We start from the raw sequence: 18,798 nt of genomic DNA on the forward strand, positions 1-18,798 counted from the left end.
TTCCTCGACGTCGGACTCCGCATCCTCATCGACGAAATCAGAAGGACACACCGTGAGCGAAACCACCAGCACGAGCACGAGCGACGACACGGCCGGAACGGCGACGGGCCCCGACGGCCACATCATCCAGGACTGGACCGACCTCGGGAAAGAGATGTGGTCGTACCTGACCGGCAAGAGCGCCGTGATCAACTACACCTTCATCGACATGGCCGTCGAAGTCCCCCGGGACATCGGACCGGACGCCCCGCGGGCGACATGGAAGCTGAACGGGACCCTCCGCGTCACGACGAGCGAAGGCCCGACCGCCGAGTCCCTCGCCCACTGACCATGGCAACGACCACCCGTCTGGACATCGATCTCGCCTTCTCCCTTGCCGAGCCGGACGGCCAGCACGGCGGCGAACGGATGCACGGAACGATCACCGCCGCCGGCACCGACGTCGAGATCTTCGCGAGCCGGCCAGAGCTCTTCCTGCAGACGAGGACGATCACTCTCAAGGAGATCCGTACCCTCGCGGCAGACCTGGCCGAACGGGGGCTCTCGGTCTCGCTGAGCGGTCCGAACGGGCTGGTGGTCCGGCTCGGTGCGATCCCGGCTCAACGGCTGCAGCGCCTCCTGACCGGGTCCGCGCATGTCGCCCTCGGCAGCCGGGCGGCGCTGGCGCCGCTGCTGCGGCGTCGCAGGCGCGCCGGCGGGGCAGAACCGGCACCGGTCGTGACCTTGCCGCCCTCCACCCTCTTCCCCCTGGTACCGACGCTCGACCGCCGCATCCGGCGTACCGTGACGACCACGCACTACACCCGCGGATCCGGGCGTCCCCGACTGATCTTCGTCGTCGGGTCGGAAAACTGGGACGGCACGCCGCCCCGCCAATTCGACCTCATGCCGGAGACCACGACGATCGGATCGAGCCCGGACGCCGATCTGAGGCTCGACGGTCTCTCCCCGATCCACGCCGAGATCCGGCATGATCAGAACGACGAGTACGTGTTCTTTCCCCTCGGGCCCGTCACGCCGGGAACGGAGTCCCAGGGCATCGACGGAAGTCGTCCGTCAGAGGGGGGCCGGATTCTGCGCACCGGCGCGCGCATCGAACTCGGGCCGTGGCGGATGGCGTTCTTCCGCGAGGAATTCGCCGATCACGGTCGTCCGTACGGCGGCAGGGTGGGCGGGGAACTGGCGTACCAGAAGCCGCAGCCCGCTCGCAGGAGCGCAGCGAAGCCGCCACCGGCCACACCAGGGCCGCCGGTCTCCTAGCCGCGGAGACCCGGCGTTGAGGCGGCCGCTGCCCCGGCGTCCGCTGTGCTAGACCGGCTCGCCCGCCGTGGTGACGGCGGCGGATGCCTCTCCGCCGGCATCCGCTTCTGGCTCACGTCCGTCGCGGTGCGGCGTCGTGCCCGAGAGCCGCAGCGTCGCGAGCAGGCCGAGGACAAGGAATCCGGCGGCCGCGAACGCGGAGTACCGGGTGCCCTCGCTGAAGGCGTCGCGCGCGGCCGTGGCCACGGCGGGGCTCTGTGCTTCGAGGGCGGGGATCGCCGCTCCGGCACTGTCGACGACCGCGTCGACGACCTGGGTGCGCGCAGACTCCGGCAGCCCGGGCACGTCCGCGAGTTTCGCGTCCAGCGAGGCGCCGACCGAGGTGAACAGCACGGTGCCGAGCACCGCGATGCCGAGCGCGGAGCCGATCTGCCGCGCCGTCGAGGAGGTGCCGGACCCTTGTCCGCTCTTTTCGACCGGAACGTCCTTGAGCACGACTCCGGTCAGCTGGGCGGTCGCGAGGCCGACACCCATCCCGTAGACGAAGAGGAACGGCACGATCGCGAGCCAGCTGGCGTCCGCCGTGATCACCAGGCCGAGCCCCGCGACGCCGAGGATCTCCAGGACGATTCCGACCCGCACGATCGTTTCCGGTGACACCCGGTTGCCGTATGCGCCGGCGAATCCGCTCGCGACGAAGGAGCCGATCGCGAGCGCGAGCAGCACGAACCCGGTCTGGAGCGCGTCGTAGCCGAGCACGTTCTGCAGCCAGAGCGGCAGGGACAGAATGATGCCGAACTCTCCCAGAGACACGATCAGCGCCGCGATATTCCCGTTGCGGAATGAAGCGATCCGGAACAGTGAGAATGCGAGCAGGGTGGTCTTGCCTGCGCGCTGCCGGGAGAGGCCCCACAGGATGAACGCCGCGCCGGCGAGGAGGGTGATCGCGAAGGCGACCGGAATCGGGGAAATCGAATACGGCCAGGTGAAGCCGCCGATCACCATGGGCTTGTTCGTCAGCCACCAGCCGTAGCTGCGTCCCTCGATGAGTCCGAAGACGAGGCTGGCGCTCGTGAGCACCGAGAGCACGGCGCCGACGACGTCGACCCTGCGGGGTTCGCCGGCATCCTTCGACTCGGAGACGAAGACGAGCACACCGATGACGATGATCACACCGAGCGGCACATTGATGCCGAAGGCCCAGCGCCAGGAGAAGTACGTGGTCAGCCAGCCGCCGAGGAGCGGCCCGACCGCGACCATGCCGCCGATCGTGGAGCCCCAGATCGCGAAGGCGATGCCGCGGTCGCGGCCGCGGAAGTTCGCGTTGATCAGCGACAGGGTGGTCGGGAGCACCATCGCGCCGCCGATGCCCTGGATCAGGCGGGCGCCGATCAGCAGGTCGCCCGATTGCGCCAGAGCCGCGAGAACGGATGCCGCGGCGAACAGCACGACGCCGAGGATCAGGATGCGACGGCGCCCGTACCGGTCGGCCAGTGTGCCGAAGACGAGCAGGAGGGCTGCGAAGACGAGGGTGTAGCTTTCCTGGACCCACTGCACCTGGGTCGACGTGATCGCGAGGTCCCGTACGATCGAGGGGATCGCGACGTTGATGATCGTCGAGTCGACGATGATCAGCGCGACGGCGATGCTGATGAAGACGAGGCCGGCCCACCGGCGGCGCGGGGACTCAGCCCGGGCGGAGGCAGTGGGGGTGGCTGGGTGCTGGTCGGTCATGCGATTACCATTCGGGTCGGCGGGGAGACGGGAAGCTTCGCCATGCGCAGGCGCGCGCCGACGGTCAGGGCGATCACGAGCACGGCGCCGACGATGGCCGCGACACCGGCGGGCACGGAAGGCGGTGTTCCGCCGAGCCGTGCGACGGCGAGCCAACCGAGCCCCCAGGCGAGGGAGGCCGCAGGGGCGAGCCTGCCGTGACCGCTGATCGCGAGCAACCCGCCGACGACGGTGGCGACCGCGATGACGGCGACCGCCCAGAGGTCAGGGTCGAGCGCGAAGCCCGTGAAGCCGGCGACGACGAGCACGGCGGTCACGTTCGCAGCGGTCGCGACACAGACCCAGCCGAGGTAGAGGCCCATGGTCCCGTCGAGGAGGATCGTTTCGACGAGGTTCTTCGGGCGTGAGGCCAGGGTGAGCCGGAAGGTGCAGACGAGGACAGCGAGCAGGGCCACGATGACGGGCACGCTGAGCCACAGCTGGTCGAACTGGATGCTCAGGATCCACGCGGCATTCAGGATCAGGGACGCCAGGACCGGGTATCCGAGCAGACGCTGACGGGGATCGCTCCGCTGCGCCGGCAGGCACTGCCAGATGGCGTACCCGACCAGGCCGAGATAGATCGGCGTCCAGATCGCGAACGCGGGGACGGCAGGGGCGATCAGGGTCGCGTCAGCGGCAAGCGCGCCGCCGGCGGCGTTCTGGATGGGGGTGCCGCCTGCGGCACCTGACCCGATGAAGGATCCGACGAGGGCGACGAGCGCGCCGATCACGACGAGGACCTGCCGCCGGAGATCTCGAGAATTCATCTCACTCTCCTAGATATAAGTCAACTGAACAAGATGACGTTAGCACCAGGGCGCGCGAAAGAACAGCGCAGGGTCCGCTGATCCGTGATCCCTCGTTCGCGAATCATCGGGGTGCGCTCGGCGGAGTGCGCTCGGAGCGGCTCGATGGGCCCCTGGATCAGTAGTTGAAGGCGATCGAGCAGGTCTGCTGGCTCGCGGTCTGGCCGCGCAGCCCGGCGATCTCGACGGGAGCAGCTGCATCCGTTGCCGCGGGCGTCGGAGTGCCCGTTGCCGCACCGGTGGCCGAGGCAGTGGGGGTGGGGGTCGGCGTTGCGGCCGGCGCAGCCGTCGGGTCGAGTTCGGCGCTGTTGCCGAGGGATTTGGCGTCGAGGGTGAAGGACTGGTCGGCCGTGACCGCGGCGAACAGCTTCTTGGCGAGGGCGGTCGACGGTACCAGCTTGTTGGTGTCCTGCGGGTCGGTCGCCGACGGGTATTGCACGAACACGAGCTGGTTCAGGTCGATGTCCTTCAGGGCGAGCGCCATGCCGACCATGGTCGGGATGTTGGCGAGGGACGTGGAGAGTTTCAGGTTCGTCCCCGCGGCCGTCGCGAGGGCCGACAGCTTCGACACGTCGGTGAGCGTCGCGCTGCTCTTCATCACGCGCATCAGCGAGGACATGTAGGCCTGCTGCGAGGAGATCCGGGACAGGTCGCTGCCGTCGCCGACGCCGTGGCGGCTGCGCAGGTAGGCGAGGGCGGCGGTTCCGGAGACGACGCTCGTTCCCGCGGGAAGGTCGAGTCCCGTGTACGGGTCCTTGATCGCGTCGTTGAGGCAGACCGGGACGCCCCCGACGGCGTCGGCCATCGCGACCGTGCCCTCGAAGGAGATCAGACCCGCGTACGGAATGGTCAGCCCGGTCAGCGACGAAACGGTCGAGACCACGCAGCCGAGGCCGCCCCGTCCGAAGGACGCGTTCATGGCCGTGGACGTCGCGGCCTTCGCCACCTTCCCGGTATCGGGGTCCGTGCAGGCCGGCTGGTTGACGACGAGGTCACGGGGAATGCTGATCACGACCGCGCTCTTATGGTCGGCGGAGACGTGCAGCAGAATGTTGACGTCGTTGAGGGTGCCGGTGCGGTCGCCATAGGCTGCGGACTGGGTGAGGGAGTTGTCCACCCCGACGACGAGGACATTGAAGCCGCCCTCGAAGGAACCGAGCTGGGGAATCGCGGGCAGGTCGGTCGCCCCGTTGGAGATGTCGACCGCGTTAGCGGAGACCTTCGTTGCGAACTGGCTCACCGCGATGGCCGCAACGGAGACGCCGCTCACGAGGACGACGGCGAGCGTGAGCGCAAGCGCCTTGATCAGGGTCAGCATCGTGTGGCTGCGGCTCGGTCGGCGCCGATGGCGGATGAGCGTTGCCGCCCGTGCGTGCCTGCGGGCGTCCGCGCGACCCTCGGGTCTGTGATTCGTCAACAAAACCCCTTATTGCGTTCCATGGTCAGAATCTTCACGATAGTTGCCGGTCCCGGGTGTTTTCTGGACTCGGGCTATGAGACTCACAGAAACGGCTGTGTCAGGCTGGGAGGATGCTGATCAACCGGGTTCACCACATCGCCATCATCGCGAGCGACTACGAGCGTTCGAAGCGGTTCTACCTCGACGTCGTGGGCTGCACGCTCGAGGCGGAGTACTTCCGGGCCGAGCGCGATTCCTGGATGGGCAAGCTCGCCCTGAACGGCGAGTACATCCTCGAGTTATTCTCGTTCCCGGACACCCCGCCCCGGCGCAGCGGCCCGGAGGCGCTCGGCCTGCGCCACCTCGCGTTCGAGGTCGACGACGTTCCCGGCACGCGCGCGGAGCTCCTCGGCACGGGCGTCGCCTGCGAGGAGCTGCGGGTCGACCCGAACACGCACAAGGCGATGTTCTTCTTCCGGGACCCCGACGGCCTGCCGCTCGAGATCTACCAGTCCTGAGGGGCCCCTGCCCCGAGGGGCTACTCGGGGAGCAGCTCGAAGACGACGCCGTTGTCGCGGACGCTGATCCGCAGGCGGTCGAGGCTCGGCACGACGAGATCGGCGTCGAGCTGGTCCATGGTGTGCGTTCCGGCGACACCGATCGTCAGGCATCCGGCCGCGCGACCCGCCTCGAGGCCCGCCGGCGCGTCTTCGACCACGACACAGCGACGCGGGTCGGCGCCGAGCCGGGCGGCCGCAGCCAGGAAGGGCTCAGGGAACGGCTTGCCGCGCGGAGTGTCGTCGATCGTCACGACGGTCGCCGGCACCGGGAAGCCGGCCGACTCGAGCCGGGCGAGGCACAACGAACGGGCGCACGAGGTGACGATGGCGCGGCGGCCCTCCGGCAGGCTCTGCATCAGTTCCGCGGCCCCGGGAAGAATCACGATGCCCTCGAGGTCGTCGAGTTCGAGTTCGAGCACCCGGCCGATCGACCACTCGATCTTGTCCTCGGGAACGAGCCTGGCGACCATCTGCCGGGCGGGCACCCCGTGTTCGGCCCCGGTGAATGACGGGCCGAGGCCCGCTTCGGCTCCCCAGCGCATCCACGCCCGGTTCACGGCCCGCGTCGAGTCGACCAGGGTGCCGTCCATATCGAAGAGGACCGCATCGAAAACCCGGCCGAGGAGAACGTGCCCTGTTGCGCCATCCGTGCTGGTGCTCGTGCTGCTCTCCGTCATGCTTACGGCGGTGGTGAGGCCCTGCTCCATGTGCTGTTTCCTTCCGTGAAACCGCGATAGCCGGCTTCGGTACTCCCCCAATTCTCCCTCGTCTCCAGCCTCAGTACGCTGAACACCATGACTACAGCTGCCGTCGTCCCTCCCCTCGCCGCGAAGAAGCCCGTCGAACGCCTGCACCACAGCGACCTCTTCACCGACGACTACGAGTGGTTGCGCGACAAGGAAAGCCCGGAGGTCCTCGCCCATCTCGAGGCCGAAAACGCGTACACGGATGCCCGCACCGCGCGGCTCGCACCGCTCCGGGAGCAGCTGTTCGACGAGATCAAGGCCCGCACCCGCGAGACCGACCTCAGCGTGCCCGTGCGGGAGGGCCGGTGGTGGTACTACACCCGCACGGTGGAGGGCCAGGAATACGGCATCCACTGCCGCGCCCCGATCTCGGGCCCGGACGACTGGGCGCCGCCGATCCTGGACCCCGAAGCCGTCGACGCCGGAACGTCCGGCACCGTCCGGGCAGGCCTCCCCGGTGAGCAGGTGCTGCTCGACGACAACGCCGAGGCGGCCGGCCACGAGTTCTACGCCCTCGGCAGCTTCGACGTGAGCGCAGACGCCACCCGGCTGCTCTACGCCGTCGACACCGAGGGTGACGAGCGGTACACGATCCGGGTGCGCGACCTCACGACGGGCGAGAATCTCGCCGACGAGATCACCGATACCGGCGAGGACGCCCTGTTCGAACCGAGTGGCCGCTACCTCTTCTACACGACCGTCGACGAGGCCTGGCGCCCCGACACCGTCTGGCGGCACGAGATCGGCACAGACCCCTCGAGCGACGCGCAGGTCTTCCACGAACCCGACGACCGGTTCTGGGTCGGCATCGGGCTGACCCGCAGCCGCAAGTACCTGCTGATCGAGGCCGGCTCGAGCGTGACGACCGAAACCCGGCTGCTCGACACGAGCGATCCCACCGGCGAGTTCGCAATCGTCTGGCCGCGCCGCGACGGCGTCGAGTACGACGTGGAGCACGCCGTCCTCGCCGGGGAGGACCGGCTCCTCATCGTGCACAACGACCAGGCCGTCAACTTCGAACTCGTCGACGTCGCCGCCGGAGACCCGCACGGCCCCCGGCGGATGCTGCTGCCGCACGACGAATCCGTCCGGCTCGAAGGCGTCGACGCGTTTCGCGACTTCGTCATCGCCGAGTACCGGCGGGACGGCTTGACGCAGGTGGCGATCGCGTCGCTCGGGACCGAGGCCGAGGCATCCGCTGCGACCGCCGACGCTGCCCGCCCGCTCACGTTCACCGAGCTCGCCTTCGACGAACCGCTCTTCACGGCAGGCACAGGGGCGAACCCCGAGTGGGAGCAGCCGACGATCCGGTTCGGCTACACGAGCTTCGTCACCCCGTCGACCGTCTACGACCTCGTCGTCGCGACCGGCGAGCGCCGCCTGCTCAAGCAGCAGACCGTGCTCGGCGCGTACGACCCGGCGAGGTACGAACAGCGCCGCGAGTGGGCGACGGCCGCGGACGGCACCCGCGTGCCGATCTCGCTCGTCTACCGGAGTGACCTGGTCACCCCCGGCGAACCCGCGCCGACCCTGCTCTACGGCTATGGGTCCTACGAGATCAGCATCGACCCGACCTTCAGCATCGCCCGGCTCAGCCTGCTCGACCGCGGACTCGTCTACGCGATCGCGCACGTGCGCGGCGGCGGCGAACTCGGCCGGCTCTGGTACGAGCACGGCAAGGAGCTCGAGAAGCGCAACAGCTTCACCGATTTCATCGACTGCGCACATCACCTGATCGATGCGGGGCTCACCGCGCCCGACCGGCTCGTCGCCGAGGGCCGCAGCGCCGGCGGCCTGCTGATGGGCGCCGTCGCGAACCTCGCCCCCGAGCTGTTCTCCGGCATCCTCGCCGGCGTGCCGTTCGTCGACCCGCTCACGTCGATCCTCGACCCCTCGCTGCCGCTCACGGTCATCGAGTGGGACGAGTGGGGAGACCCGCTGCACGACCCGGAGGTCTACGCGTACATCAAGTCCTACTCACCGGTCGAGAACGTTCGAGACACGCACTACCCGCGGATCCTCGCGGTCACGAGCCTCAACGACACCCGCGTGCTCTACGTGGAACCGGCGAAGTGGGTCGCGCACCTGCGCGAGGTCGGGGCGGATGTCCTGCTCAAGACCGAGATGTCCGCCGGCCACGGCGGGGTGTCCGGGCGCTACGCCCGCTGGCGGGAAATCGCCTTCGACAACGCGTGGATCCTCGATGCGGCCGGGGTGCATCCGCTGCCCTGAGCTGCGGGAGCGTGAGAGCATGGGGGAATGTCGCAGACCGGGCCCCTTGCACCGGCACCGGGGTGGCGGATGCGCGCCCAGAGCCTCGCTGGACCGCCCGCCGGAGCACTGGGGAGCGCCGCGACGTCCCCGGGAACCGCAGCCCCGACGGCGATGGGACTCCAGTTCGAGCTGCGCGAGCTGACCCCGCGCACCGATGAACGCTGGCGCGGGCCGACGGCGCAGACGGTCACGAGCCTCCGCGGTGGCCACGGCACGCTCAGGCTCGGCGTGCGCCCGGTCGTCCTGAACGCGCGTGGCAACTGGGTGCGTGGCAGCGTGACATGGAACCAGCTGAGCTTCCACGTGAACCGGCTCGCCCTCAATCCCGAGCACAAGCGCTGGCTCAGCGAGCTCTGGGCCCTGAACCGCGCGGTGCGCGGGGTGTACACGAGCCAGGAGGCCGACTGGCTCTACCTCGACGACTTCGAGAGTTCCCTGCTCTGGGCCCACCTCGGCGAAGCGCGCCGGCTCGGGATCGCGCTCGTCGGCACGAAGAAGGGCGCGACCGTCACGGTGGCGGCGGAAGCCGTGGTCGCACTCGACGTGACGCAATCCCCGTCCGAGACCGCGGCAACGGCTCCTGCTGAAAGCGCGCCCGGACTGCGCCTGACCACGACACTCACGATCGACGGCGATGCGCAGCCCCCGGCCCAGGCCGGCGCGATCGGCAGCCACGGCGTCTACGTCTATGCGCAGACACCCCCCGCGTCGTCGACCCCGACCTCGACGAAGTCCCCGCCCCGGTCCCCCGCCCTCGCCCTGTCCTTCCTCCTCGCACCCACCCGCGGCCCGCTCGGTCCGGAGCAGAGCCGCCTGCTCGGGGTGCCCGCCACCGTGGCCGTGCCCGCGTCCGAGACGGCCGAGTTCCTCGGCGACTTCTACCCGAGCCTCCGTCATGCGCTCCCGGTGACGAGCACGGATGCCTCGGTGAGCTTCCCGGCGGCCGCCGCTCCCGTCCTGGTGCTCACCGTGCGCTTCCTCCCCAAGCAGGCGCTGAGCCTCGCCTGGGACTGGGAGTACCGCGAGGGTCGCGCCGTCACGCGCGTCCCTCTCGACGCCGGCCCTGGCCCCGGCCGCCCCGCCGGTCGGGACGCCTCCGCGGAGGCCGCGCTCATCGCGGCGGTCGAGTTGCGGACAAAGCACCTTCCTCCGCGCCGCGACGGTGTTTTCTCCGCAACTCACCTGGGCACCGCACCCGGCTCGCCTCCGGACACGCTCCGCGGGCTCGACGCGGCCGAATTCACCTCAGAGGAACTCCCCCGGCTCGACGAGCTGAGAGGGCTGCGGATCGACCGGATCGGCGCGGATCCGGGCTACCGCGAACTCATCGCGACGCCCGAACTGACCATCACCACGGTCGAGACGAACCAGAGGGACTGGTTCGACCTCGGCGTGATCGTCACGATCGACGGCCGCACCGTGCCCTTCGGCCCACTGTTCAAGGCACTCGCCCTGGGCAAGCCGAAGCTGCTCATGATCGACAACACCTATCTCTCGCTGCGCCAGCCCGCGTTCGAGCGCCTGCGGACGCTCATCGACGAGGCCCGCAGCCTCACCGAGTGGGAGACCGGGCTGCGGATCAGCCGCTACCAGGCCCAGCTCTGGGCCGAGTTCGAGGACCTCGCCGAACACACCGAGCAAGCAACGGCCTGGCGGTCCGCGGTGTCCGGGCTGCTCGAACGGACCCGCGCGGTCGACGCCGGCGACCGTGACGGCGACGGCCATGGCCTCCTCGAGCCCGTTCCTGTGCCCGAGGGAGTGACCGCGACCCTGCGCCCGTACCAGCGCGAGGGCTTCGCCTGGCTCGCCTTCCTCTGGAAGCATCGCCTCGGCGGCATCCTCGCCGACGACATGGGCCTCGGCAAGACCCTGCAGGCGCTTGCCCTGATCGAACACGCGACGCGCGAATCCGGCGCCGCACCCGCCGTACCGCGCCGCCCGTTCCTCGTGGTCGCCCCGACCTCCGTCGTCTCCAATTGGATCGCCGAGGCCGCCCGCTTCACCCCCGGGCTCCGCGTGCACGGCGTCGAGACGACCCAGTCGACCGTCCTCGGCCGCGGCGGCACGACGCTCGCGGATGCCGTCGCGCACCACGACGTGATCGTCACCTCATACACGCTCTTCCGTCTCGACTTCGCGGCGTACCGCGCCCAGGGCTGGGCAGGGCTGATCCTCGACGAGGCGCAATTCCTGAAGAACCACGCCTCCCGGCTGCACGCCTGCGCCCGCGACCTCGACACGCCCTTCAAGCTCGCCATCACCGGGACGCCGATGGAGAACCGGCTTCTCGAACTCTGGTCCCTGTTCGCGATCGTCGCACCCGGCCTGTTCCCCTCCGCCCGCCGGTTCAGCGAGGAGTACGTCCGCCCGATCGAGAACCGCGACGAACACGGCGTGAGACCTGCCGGCACAACAGACGACGCCGGGCAACCCGGCAACCCGGCGCTGATCACCCGGCTGCGCCGCCGCATCCGCCCCCTGATCCTGCGCCGCACCAAGGACGTCGTCGCCCGCGAACTGCCCGAGAAACAGGAGCAGGTACTGCGCATCGAGCTGAACCCCCGGCACCGCGCGCTCTACGACACCTTCCTGCAGCGCGAACGGCAGAAACTCTTCGGGCTGATCGAGGACCTCGACGCGAACCGGTTCATCGTGTTCCGGTCGCTGACCCTGCTGCGGATGCTGAGCCTCGACCCGTCCCTGCTCGGCGACACCTACGCGGACGTGCCCTCGAGCAAGCTCGACGCCCTCTTCGACCAGCTCGACGACGTCGTCGCCGAGGGTCACCGGGCGCTCGTGTTCAGCCAGTTCACCTCGTTCCTCGGCAAGGCAGCCGCACGCCTCGACGCCCAGGGCACCCCGTACTGCTACCTCGACGGCTCGACGCTGAAGCGCTCAGAGGTGATCGACCGGTTCAAGAGCGGCACGGCGCCGGTGTTCCTGATCAGCCTCAAGGCCGGCGGCTTCGGCCTCAACCTGACCGAGGCGGACTACGTCTTCCTGCTCGACCCGTGGTGGAACCCGGCGACGGAGACGCAGGCGATCGACCGCACCCACCGCATCGGCCAGACCCGCACGGTCATGGTCTACCGGCTCGTGGCCGCGGACACCATCGAGGACAAGGTGATGGCGCTCAAGGAGCGCAAGGCGCGTCTCGTCGGCTCGGTACTCGATGGCGCGGGCCTCGACGGCGCGGCGACGGCAGCGGATGTCGGCGACGACTTCACCGCGGAGGACATCCGGGCGCTCCTCGCTCCCTGAGCCCCGCAGGCGGGGCTGGTGGCGAGCGGCCTAAGCGGTCGCGGGCAGCTCGGCGGCAATCGACGCCGCCCAGGCGTCGATAGCGACCCAGTCGCGGAAGTCGCCTTCCGGGAGCAGCTCCCGGCCGGCCGGGATCATCCGAACGAGCCGGTCGCGGCGCCGCAGGGCCGCCGGGTCGAGCGCCCCGAAGAAGACCTTGGTTCCCTGCGGTTCGAGCGCGGTCACGAACTCGTCGAACTGCTTCGGCTCGGCCTCGATGATCAGTTCCTGTCCCTCGGCGTTGCGAGTCGCGGTGCCGAGCGGGCCGCTGCTGAACAACCAGAGCGGGCGTGAGGTGAGCAGCTCGAGGTTGCCGCGGACGAAGTCGACGGCGTCCTTCCGCCAGGAGCCCATGTACGCGGCGCTCCCGATCACGAACGCGGTGTACCGGTCGGGATTCTCCACGACCGAGACCGGCTTCGCTTCGGCGTCGCGCCCTGCCTCGCGCAGCTTGCGCGCGATGCGCTCCGCGATCCCCTCCGTGGCACCGTACTTGCTCGAATACCCCACGAGAACCACCATGGTCCGCCTCCTGCGCCTTAGGTCATGCCTGCACAGCCATTCTGCTCCTCCCCGCGGCCCCGGCGCCCCTGGCTGCCGCCCCTCCTTCGGGAGGTGGTCCCGATAATCCGGTCTGTCCCGCTGATATGCTGGGCACACGCAGGCGGAGGGGCACCGGTAACCATGACAACGCTGGCTCGCCGCCTCGGCACGTTCGCCCGGTATGTGGCCTCATCAGGCAATTGGCTTGTCTGGTTCATGTGTCTCCTGCTCTCCGTCTATACCGTCGCGCTCGTCTCGCAGGGCTCGGAGTTCAGCCCCTTCGTCGATGTGTGGCTCGCGATCATCACGAAGCTGAGTCTTGTCGCCGTCGCCTGGACCGCCGTCGTCCGCGCGGGCTTCGACCGCCGCGAGATCGTGTTCTCGGCGAGCGCCATCACGATCGTCGTCGCAGCGGACAGTTACGCATACTTCCGGCCCGGAGACTCCGACCAGTCCCAGACCCTCCCCGACATCGGATACTTCCTCTTCTATCTCCTGATCGTCACGGCAATCGTGGCCCTCGCGCGTCGGCAGCGCCGCCCGCCGGGCTGGCCGGTGCTCCTCGAGGGCGCGATCGGGATCCTCGGCGCCGGCTCCGTGCTCGCCGCGCTCCTCACCCCGATCCTCGACTCCGTGGGCACGACCATCGAGGCCGGCGCGACCGCCGTCGTCGTGACGTACCCGCTCTTCAACGCGATGCTCGTGCTCGTGATCGCCGGAACCGCCGCGACCCAGGGCCCGGATCCGCGCCGGCGCTGGATGCTGCTCGTCCTCGGGCTGATGATCTTCTCCGCGACCGAAATCGTCTACCTGCGCATCGGAGACGCCTACGTCACGGGCACCTCCCTCGACGCGGGCTGGGCGATCGGACTCGCCCTCGTCGCCGTCTGGATCGATGCTTCGTCGCGCCAGACCGAGACGCACAGCCACACCCAGGACAGCGTCGCGGCCGTCGCCGTTCCGATCGTCTCGACGGGCGCGGGCCTAGGGGTGCTGATCCTCGCGAGCCAGGTCCCGGTGACCGGCTTCGCCATCGGGCTGGCCGCGACCGCCCTCGCCCTCGCTTCCCTGCCACTCGTCTCCCGGCAGATCGTGCTGCGGCACCAGGCCAGGACCGACGATCTCACCGGGCTGCCCAACCGGCGGGCCCTGTACGGCGATGTCACGGCCCGGATCACCAGGGAGCCCCGCCGGCGCCGGGCCCTCCTTCTACTGGACCTCGACCGGTTCAAGGAGGTCAACGACAGTCTCGGGCACAATGCGGGCGATCGCCTGCTCGTGCAGGCCGGCATCCGCCTGTCGAACGAGCTGCGCGAACAGGACTTGCTCGCCCGGCTCGGCGGCGACGAGTTCGCGATCCTGCTCGACGACGTCGGCCATGCCGAAGCCGTCGACTTCGCGATCCGGGTGCGCGCTGCACTCGCCGTGCCGTTCACCCTCGAGGGCATCGCCCTGCAGACCGGGGTGAGCGTGGGCATCGCCCTGTACCCGGATCAGGGCAGCGACCTCACCGGGCTGATGCGCAAGGCCGACATGGCCATGTACAAGGCCAAATCGACCCGCAGCGGCCACCACGTGTACCGCAGCAACGACGACAGCCACGGCGACCTGCGCCTGCGCACCCTCTCCGAACTGCGGCTCGCCCTCCAGGACGACCAGCTCATCGTGCACTACCAGCCCAAGATCGACCTCGCATCGGGAAGCGTCGCCGGCGTCGAAGCCCTCGTGCGCTGGCAGCACCCCACCCGCGGACTCCTCTTCCCCGACCAGTTCCTCGTGCTCATCGAGGAGGCAGGGCTCATGCACGCCCTGACGCAGCGGGTGCTCGCCGTCGCGCTCGACCAGGCGAGGGTCTGGTCCGCCGCCTGGGCCGGGGACCTGCCCCTCTCGATCGCCGTGAACCTGTCGGCGAGTTCCCTCGTCGACGCCGAGCTTCCCGAACGGATCGAAAGCCTCCTCGCCGAGCGCGGCCTGCCTGGCTCGGTGCTCGAACTGGAAATCACCGAGGACTTCCTCATGAGCGACCGGGACCGGGCCAGGGACATTCTGGCCAGACTCCGCGCGAACGACATCCGCATTTCGATCGACGATTTCGGCACCGGCTACAGCTCGCTCGCGTACCTCCGTGACCTGCCCATCGACGAACTGAAGCTCGACCAGTCCTTCGTCTTCCCGCTCAAGGACGACCAGCGCGCCGCGGCGCTCGTGAAGTCCTCGATCGAACTCGCGCACGGCCTCGGGCTGCGCATGGTCGCGGAGGGCGTCGAGAACGCCGCCACCTACGACGCCCTCGCCGGCTTCGGCTGCGACCAGGCCCAGGGGTACTTCATCTCCCGGCCGATCCCAGCGGATGCCTTCGACCGGTGGCTCGCTGACCGCCGGTCGGTCGCGGAGCCGGTCGCGACATGACGATCCTGCGCGGAGGGACGCGCACCCTGAAGTCGTCTCCGGAGCAGACGATGGACGCATCCGTCGGGCAGCCATCCAGCCGACCCCTGTGGATCATGGGCATACCGCTCGCCCTCTACGTCGTGATGCTCGTCGGCAAGGGCGGCGACTACAGTGTCCTCGTCGACTTCGTCCTCGCCGAGCTCGCTGGCCTGGCGACCGTCGTGGTCTGCTGGACCGCCGTCCGCCGGGCCGACTACGTCCGGCGAGAAGTGACACTCGCCGCCGCCGCCGTCACGTGCAATTTCCTCGGTGACGTCAGCTTCACCATCTCCACCCGGTTCCTCGGTGGGCCCGGTTCCCCGTCGGTCGCTGACCTGTTCTACCTGGCCTTCTACGGCCTGATCCTTGCCTCCCTCTTCGTCACCGCACGCCGGCAGCTCCGCAGGGTGCCCTGGGCGGCCTTCCTGAACAGTGCCGTCGGCTCGGTCAGTGTCGCCGCATTCATGGCCGTCCTCCTCAACCCGGTACTCGTCTCTGCTTCCGCCGAACCGGTGTCGCTCGAAACGCTCGTGAATCTCGCGTACCCGATGCTCGATCTGCTGTTGATCGCTGCTATCGCCGGCGTTGCCGCGCTCTACGGCCGACACGCCGGGCGCGCCTGGGTCTCTCTCATCGGCGGCCTCGTCGTCTACGCGGGCGCCGACGTGGCATACGCCCTCCTCGACGGCGGCTACTCCCTGGGAACCCTGCTCGATGCCAGTTGGGCGATCGGCCTGGCGCTCATCGCCGTCTGGGTCGACCGCGCGTCCTATCCCGTCGTCGCGGCGCCGCGGGAGCCGAACGGTGTGATGGCCTTCGTCGTTCCCGCGATCGCAACGGCCGCGGGACTCGGGATCCTGGTCTACGCGACCCAGAATCACATCTCGGCACTCGCGATCGGTCTCGCGAGCGTGACACTGGCCCTCGCGGTCATCCCGATGATCTCGCGGGAGCGGGGACTCAACCACCTCTCACGCACCGACGACCTGACCGGGCTGCCGAATCGCCGGGCCATGTATTCCGACGTCGCGGCGCGGCTCGCGTCCGACCGGAAGCAGGGCAGCGCGCTCCTCCTCCTCGACCTGGACCGGTTCAAGGAGGTCAACGACAGCCTCGGTCACGATGCCGGCGATCGACTTCTCGTGCAAGTCGGCGTGCGGCTGGCGCGCGAGCTCGGACCGCTCGACCTGCTGGCGCGGCTCGGCGGCGATGAGTTCGCGATCCTCGTCGCACGAAACAGGGATGGGGAGGCATCCGCTCTCGCCGATCGATTGCGGGCGGCGCTCGCCGTACCCTTCACGCTCGAGGGCATTTCCCTGCAGACGAGCGTCAGTATCGGCATCGCGCTGTACCCGAGCCACGGCCGCGACCTGGGCGCCCTGATGCGCAAGGCCGACACCGCCATGTACGTGGCGAAGTCCACCGGCAGCGGGTTCCACGTCTATCAGTCCGACGACGACCGGCACAGCGAGGTGCGCCTGCGCACCCTTCAGGAACTGCGGGAGGCGCTCGTCCAGGACCAACTCACCCTGCACTACCAGCCCCGCATCGACCTCGACACGTCCGAGATCCATGCCGCCGAGGCCCGGATCCGCTGGAATCACCCGGTCCGTGGCCTGCTGCACCCCTCCGAATTCGTCGATCTCGTCGAGGACGCCGGCCTCGTGCGGGCGCTGTCGGAGGCCCTGCTCGTACAGGCGCTCGACCAGGCCGCCGCCTGGCGGGACCGGGGACTGGACCTCGGCGTCGCGATCCGGCTTCCCCAGGCTGCGCTGATCGACGCCGGCCTCCCCGAACACCTCGGCGCCATGATCGCGAATCGCGCGTTGCCGCCGTTCGTGTTGACTCTCGAGATCAGCGAGGAGTTCCTGCTCGCCGACCAGTCCCGGGCGCGCGCTGTGCTGAACCGGTTGCGAGGCCAGGGTGTGCGGATGTCTATCGACGACTTCGGGACGGGCTACAGTTCCCTCGCCTTGCTGCGCGACCTCGCCATCGACGAACTTCGCCTGGACGAATCGTTCATCGTCGCGATGGGACACGACGAACGCTCATCGACCCTCGTCAATTCCGCCATCGCCCTCGCCCACAGCCTCGGACTGCGAATGGTCGCCGAAGGCGTCGACAGTGACGAGGCATACGAGGCCCTCGTGCGGTTCGGCTGCGACTCCGCCCAGGGCAGCCTGCTCTGCGTGCCGCTTCCCGCCACCGAGTTCGACGCCTGGTTGACCGCCCGCCTTGTTGCGGAGCAGACCCGGGAGTAGAACGAGGAGTGGAGAGGAGCCGTATGTTCTGCTCCCAACGAAAGCTCGGACTTCCCGTCGTACTCGCCGTCAGCATGGTTCTGGCCGGCTGCGCGCCGTCGTTCCCCAGCCCGACGCCAGCCCCGACGTCCACGTCTGCTTCCACCCCCACCGCGTCCCCCACCGCCTCCCCGTCCGCACCCGGAACGGACAGCGCCACGCCGCCTCCCGACGACGCGACGGCGACCCCGCAGCCCGGTGACCGCGTCCTCTCCGCCCGGATCAGTTACGGCTGGGCCTGGCCGGGACCCGGACAACCGGCAACGATCGGCCATGACATCGCGGTCCCGATCGCCCCGCCGCCGAGTCCGCCGCTGCCGTCACTGACCTCGATCGGTGCGGGGGCGCATCCGCTCGCCTCACCGCCATACGACCAGCTGAGCTTCCGGTTCGAGGGCGGCTTCCCCGGTTATGAACTCGAATACGTGCCGGTCCTGACCGGAGATGCGAGCGGCCTGACGATTCCGATGGACGGAACCGACAGCATCCTGCGGGTGGTGTTCCGCCTCGCGCAGGCCCACACCGAGGACGGTATCTCGAGTGTGCTCGAGGCTCCGCGCGAAGCGGTCGGCCTGGCCGCCATCACCCGGTACGCCCCGGCCGGGGACTTCGAGGGCACCGTGACCTACGGGATCGGGGTCGGGCATCCGGTGCCGAGCACCGTGAACACCGCCGTGCGGGTGTACGAGGTCGAGCGGATCGAGCAGGGCCGCCACCTCTACGTCGTGGCCGTGCAGGTCGACGCCAGCCCCTGGCGCTGACGAGCGGCATGCCAGAATCGTCTCATGGTGACTTCCCCGCCCGAACAGCCCACGCAGCCCGACCAGCCGATGCGGTCCGAGCACTCTACGGCGGTCGTGTCGGTGAGCCTCGATGACGCGCACCGGTTCAGCAAGCCTGCCGCGCCGCGCATCCTCCTGCTCGAGGGTCTCGGCGTCGAGGGCGACGCGCACGCGGGTGCGACCGTGCAGCACCGCTACCACGTGAAGAAGGACCCGACGGCGCCGAACCTCACCCAGGTGCACCTGATCCCGTCCGAGCTCTTCGACGAGCTCGCCCACGACGGCTACACCGTGCGGCCCGGCGAACTCGGCGAGAACGTGACCACCCGGGGGATCGACCTCACCGGGCTCCCCCTCGGCACCCGGCTGCACCTCGGCGCCGACGCCGTCGTCGAACTGACCGGCCTGCGCAACCCCTGCTCGCTGATCAACGGATACCAGGGCGGGCTGATGAAGCAGCTCATCGAAACGGATGCCGCCGGCCGCATCACCCGCAAGGCCGGCGTGATGAGCGTGGTCGCGTCCGCTGGTGCGGTCCAGCCGGGAGACATCATCCGGATCGAGCTGCCCGAGGGGGAACAGGTCCCCCTCGACGTCGTCTGAGACGACCGCTCGCGCGTCG

14 protein-coding genes are annotated in these 18,798 nt (G+C 69.4%); 9 read left to right on the forward strand and 5 right to left on the reverse strand.

Annotation, left to right across the window (positions count from 1 at the left end):
* Positions 1-121 precede the first annotated feature (121 nt).
* Positions 122-328 carry a hypothetical protein gene (locus E3O50_RS15815; protein WP_134446003.1) on the forward strand — a complete coding sequence of 69 codons (207 nt, stop codon included), beginning with the start codon at positions 122-124 and terminating at the stop codon, positions 326-328.
* A 2-nt stretch (positions 329-330) separates the two neighbouring features.
* Positions 331-1,260: an FHA domain-containing protein gene (locus tag E3O50_RS15820; protein WP_134445916.1), complete on the forward strand. Its 930-nt coding sequence runs from the start codon at positions 331-333 to the stop codon at positions 1,258-1,260.
* 48 nt (positions 1,261-1,308) lie between these two features.
* Here the strand turns inward: E3O50_RS15820 and E3O50_RS15825 are convergent, their stop codons facing one another.
* The 3 genes from E3O50_RS15825 to E3O50_RS15835 all read right to left on the reverse strand — a co-directional run bounded on the left by E3O50_RS15825 (position 1,309) and on the right by E3O50_RS15835 (position 5,259).
* Positions 1,309-2,994: a DHA2 family efflux MFS transporter permease subunit gene (locus tag E3O50_RS15825; protein WP_134445917.1), complete on the reverse strand. Its 1,686-nt coding sequence runs from the start codon at positions 2,992-2,994 to the stop codon at positions 1,309-1,311.
* Positions 2,991-3,803, reverse strand: a complete 813-nt coding sequence (locus E3O50_RS15830) for a TspO/MBR family protein (RefSeq protein ID WP_134559568.1) — start codon at positions 3,801-3,803, stop codon at positions 2,991-2,993. The genes E3O50_RS15825 and E3O50_RS15830 overlap by 4 nt, the downstream gene beginning before the upstream one ends.
* A 157-nt stretch (positions 3,804-3,960) precedes the next feature.
* Positions 3,961-5,259, reverse strand: coding sequence for an LCP family protein (locus tag E3O50_RS15835; protein ID WP_241975402.1), 1,299 nt, complete (start codon positions 5,257-5,259; stop codon positions 3,961-3,963).
* Positions 5,260-5,372: 113 nt separating this feature from the next.
* Between E3O50_RS15835 and E3O50_RS15840 the strand changes: the two genes are divergently transcribed.
* Entirely contained in the window at positions 5,373-5,759 is a 387-nt protein-coding gene (locus E3O50_RS15840; protein WP_134559570.1) for a VOC family protein, read from the forward strand.
* Between the two features lie 20 nt (positions 5,760-5,779).
* Here the strand turns inward: E3O50_RS15840 and E3O50_RS15845 are convergent, their stop codons facing one another.
* Positions 5,780-6,508, reverse strand: a complete 729-nt coding sequence (locus E3O50_RS15845) for an HAD-IA family hydrolase (RefSeq protein ID WP_241975403.1) — start codon at positions 6,506-6,508, stop codon at positions 5,780-5,782.
* Positions 6,509-6,595: 87 nt separating this feature from the next.
* Between E3O50_RS15845 and E3O50_RS15850 the strand changes: the two genes are divergently transcribed.
* The gene (locus E3O50_RS15850) at positions 6,596-8,779 is read left to right on the forward strand and encodes a S9 family peptidase (RefSeq protein WP_134559572.1); all 2,184 of its coding nucleotides are present in this window, start codon (positions 6,596-6,598) and stop codon (positions 8,777-8,779) included.
* A 27-nt stretch (positions 8,780-8,806) separates the two neighbouring features.
* A complete protein-coding gene (locus E3O50_RS15855; protein WP_134559574.1) occupies positions 8,807-12,082 on the forward strand; it encodes a DEAD/DEAH box helicase in 3,276 nt (1,091 codons plus the stop codon).
* A gap of 30 nt (positions 12,083-12,112) precedes the next feature.
* Here E3O50_RS15855 and E3O50_RS15860 read toward each other — a convergent pair whose 3' ends face one another.
* Positions 12,113-12,643 carry a flavodoxin domain-containing protein gene (locus E3O50_RS15860; protein WP_134445921.1) on the reverse strand — a complete coding sequence of 177 codons (531 nt, stop codon included), beginning with the start codon at positions 12,641-12,643 and terminating at the stop codon, positions 12,113-12,115.
* Between the two features lie 162 nt (positions 12,644-12,805).
* Between E3O50_RS15860 and E3O50_RS15865 the strand changes: the two genes are divergently transcribed.
* The 4 genes from E3O50_RS15865 to E3O50_RS15880 all read left to right on the forward strand — a co-directional run bounded on the left by E3O50_RS15865 (position 12,806) and on the right by E3O50_RS15880 (position 18,779).
* A complete protein-coding gene (locus tag E3O50_RS15865) occupies positions 12,806-15,073 on the forward strand; it encodes an EAL domain-containing protein (protein WP_166787225.1) in 2,268 nt (755 codons plus the stop codon).
* Entirely contained in the window at positions 15,070-17,355 is a 2,286-nt protein-coding gene (locus E3O50_RS15870; protein ID WP_134445923.1) for an EAL domain-containing protein, read from the forward strand. Before E3O50_RS15865 ends, E3O50_RS15870 begins: the two co-directional genes overlap by 4 nt.
* 23 nt (positions 17,356-17,378) lie before the next feature.
* Positions 17,379-18,155, forward strand: coding sequence for a hypothetical protein (locus E3O50_RS15875; RefSeq protein WP_134559578.1), 777 nt, complete (start codon positions 17,379-17,381; stop codon positions 18,153-18,155).
* A gap of 69 nt (positions 18,156-18,224) precedes the next feature.
* Positions 18,225-18,779, forward strand: a complete 555-nt coding sequence (locus E3O50_RS15880; RefSeq protein WP_134446006.1) for an MOSC domain-containing protein — start codon at positions 18,225-18,227, stop codon at positions 18,777-18,779.
* Positions 18,780-18,798: the final 19 nt, after the last annotated feature.

Source organism: Cryobacterium sp. MDB1-18-1, from assembly GCF_004402735.1.
Classification (GTDB): Bacteria; Actinomycetota; Actinomycetes; order Actinomycetales; family Microbacteriaceae; genus Cryobacterium; species Cryobacterium glucosi.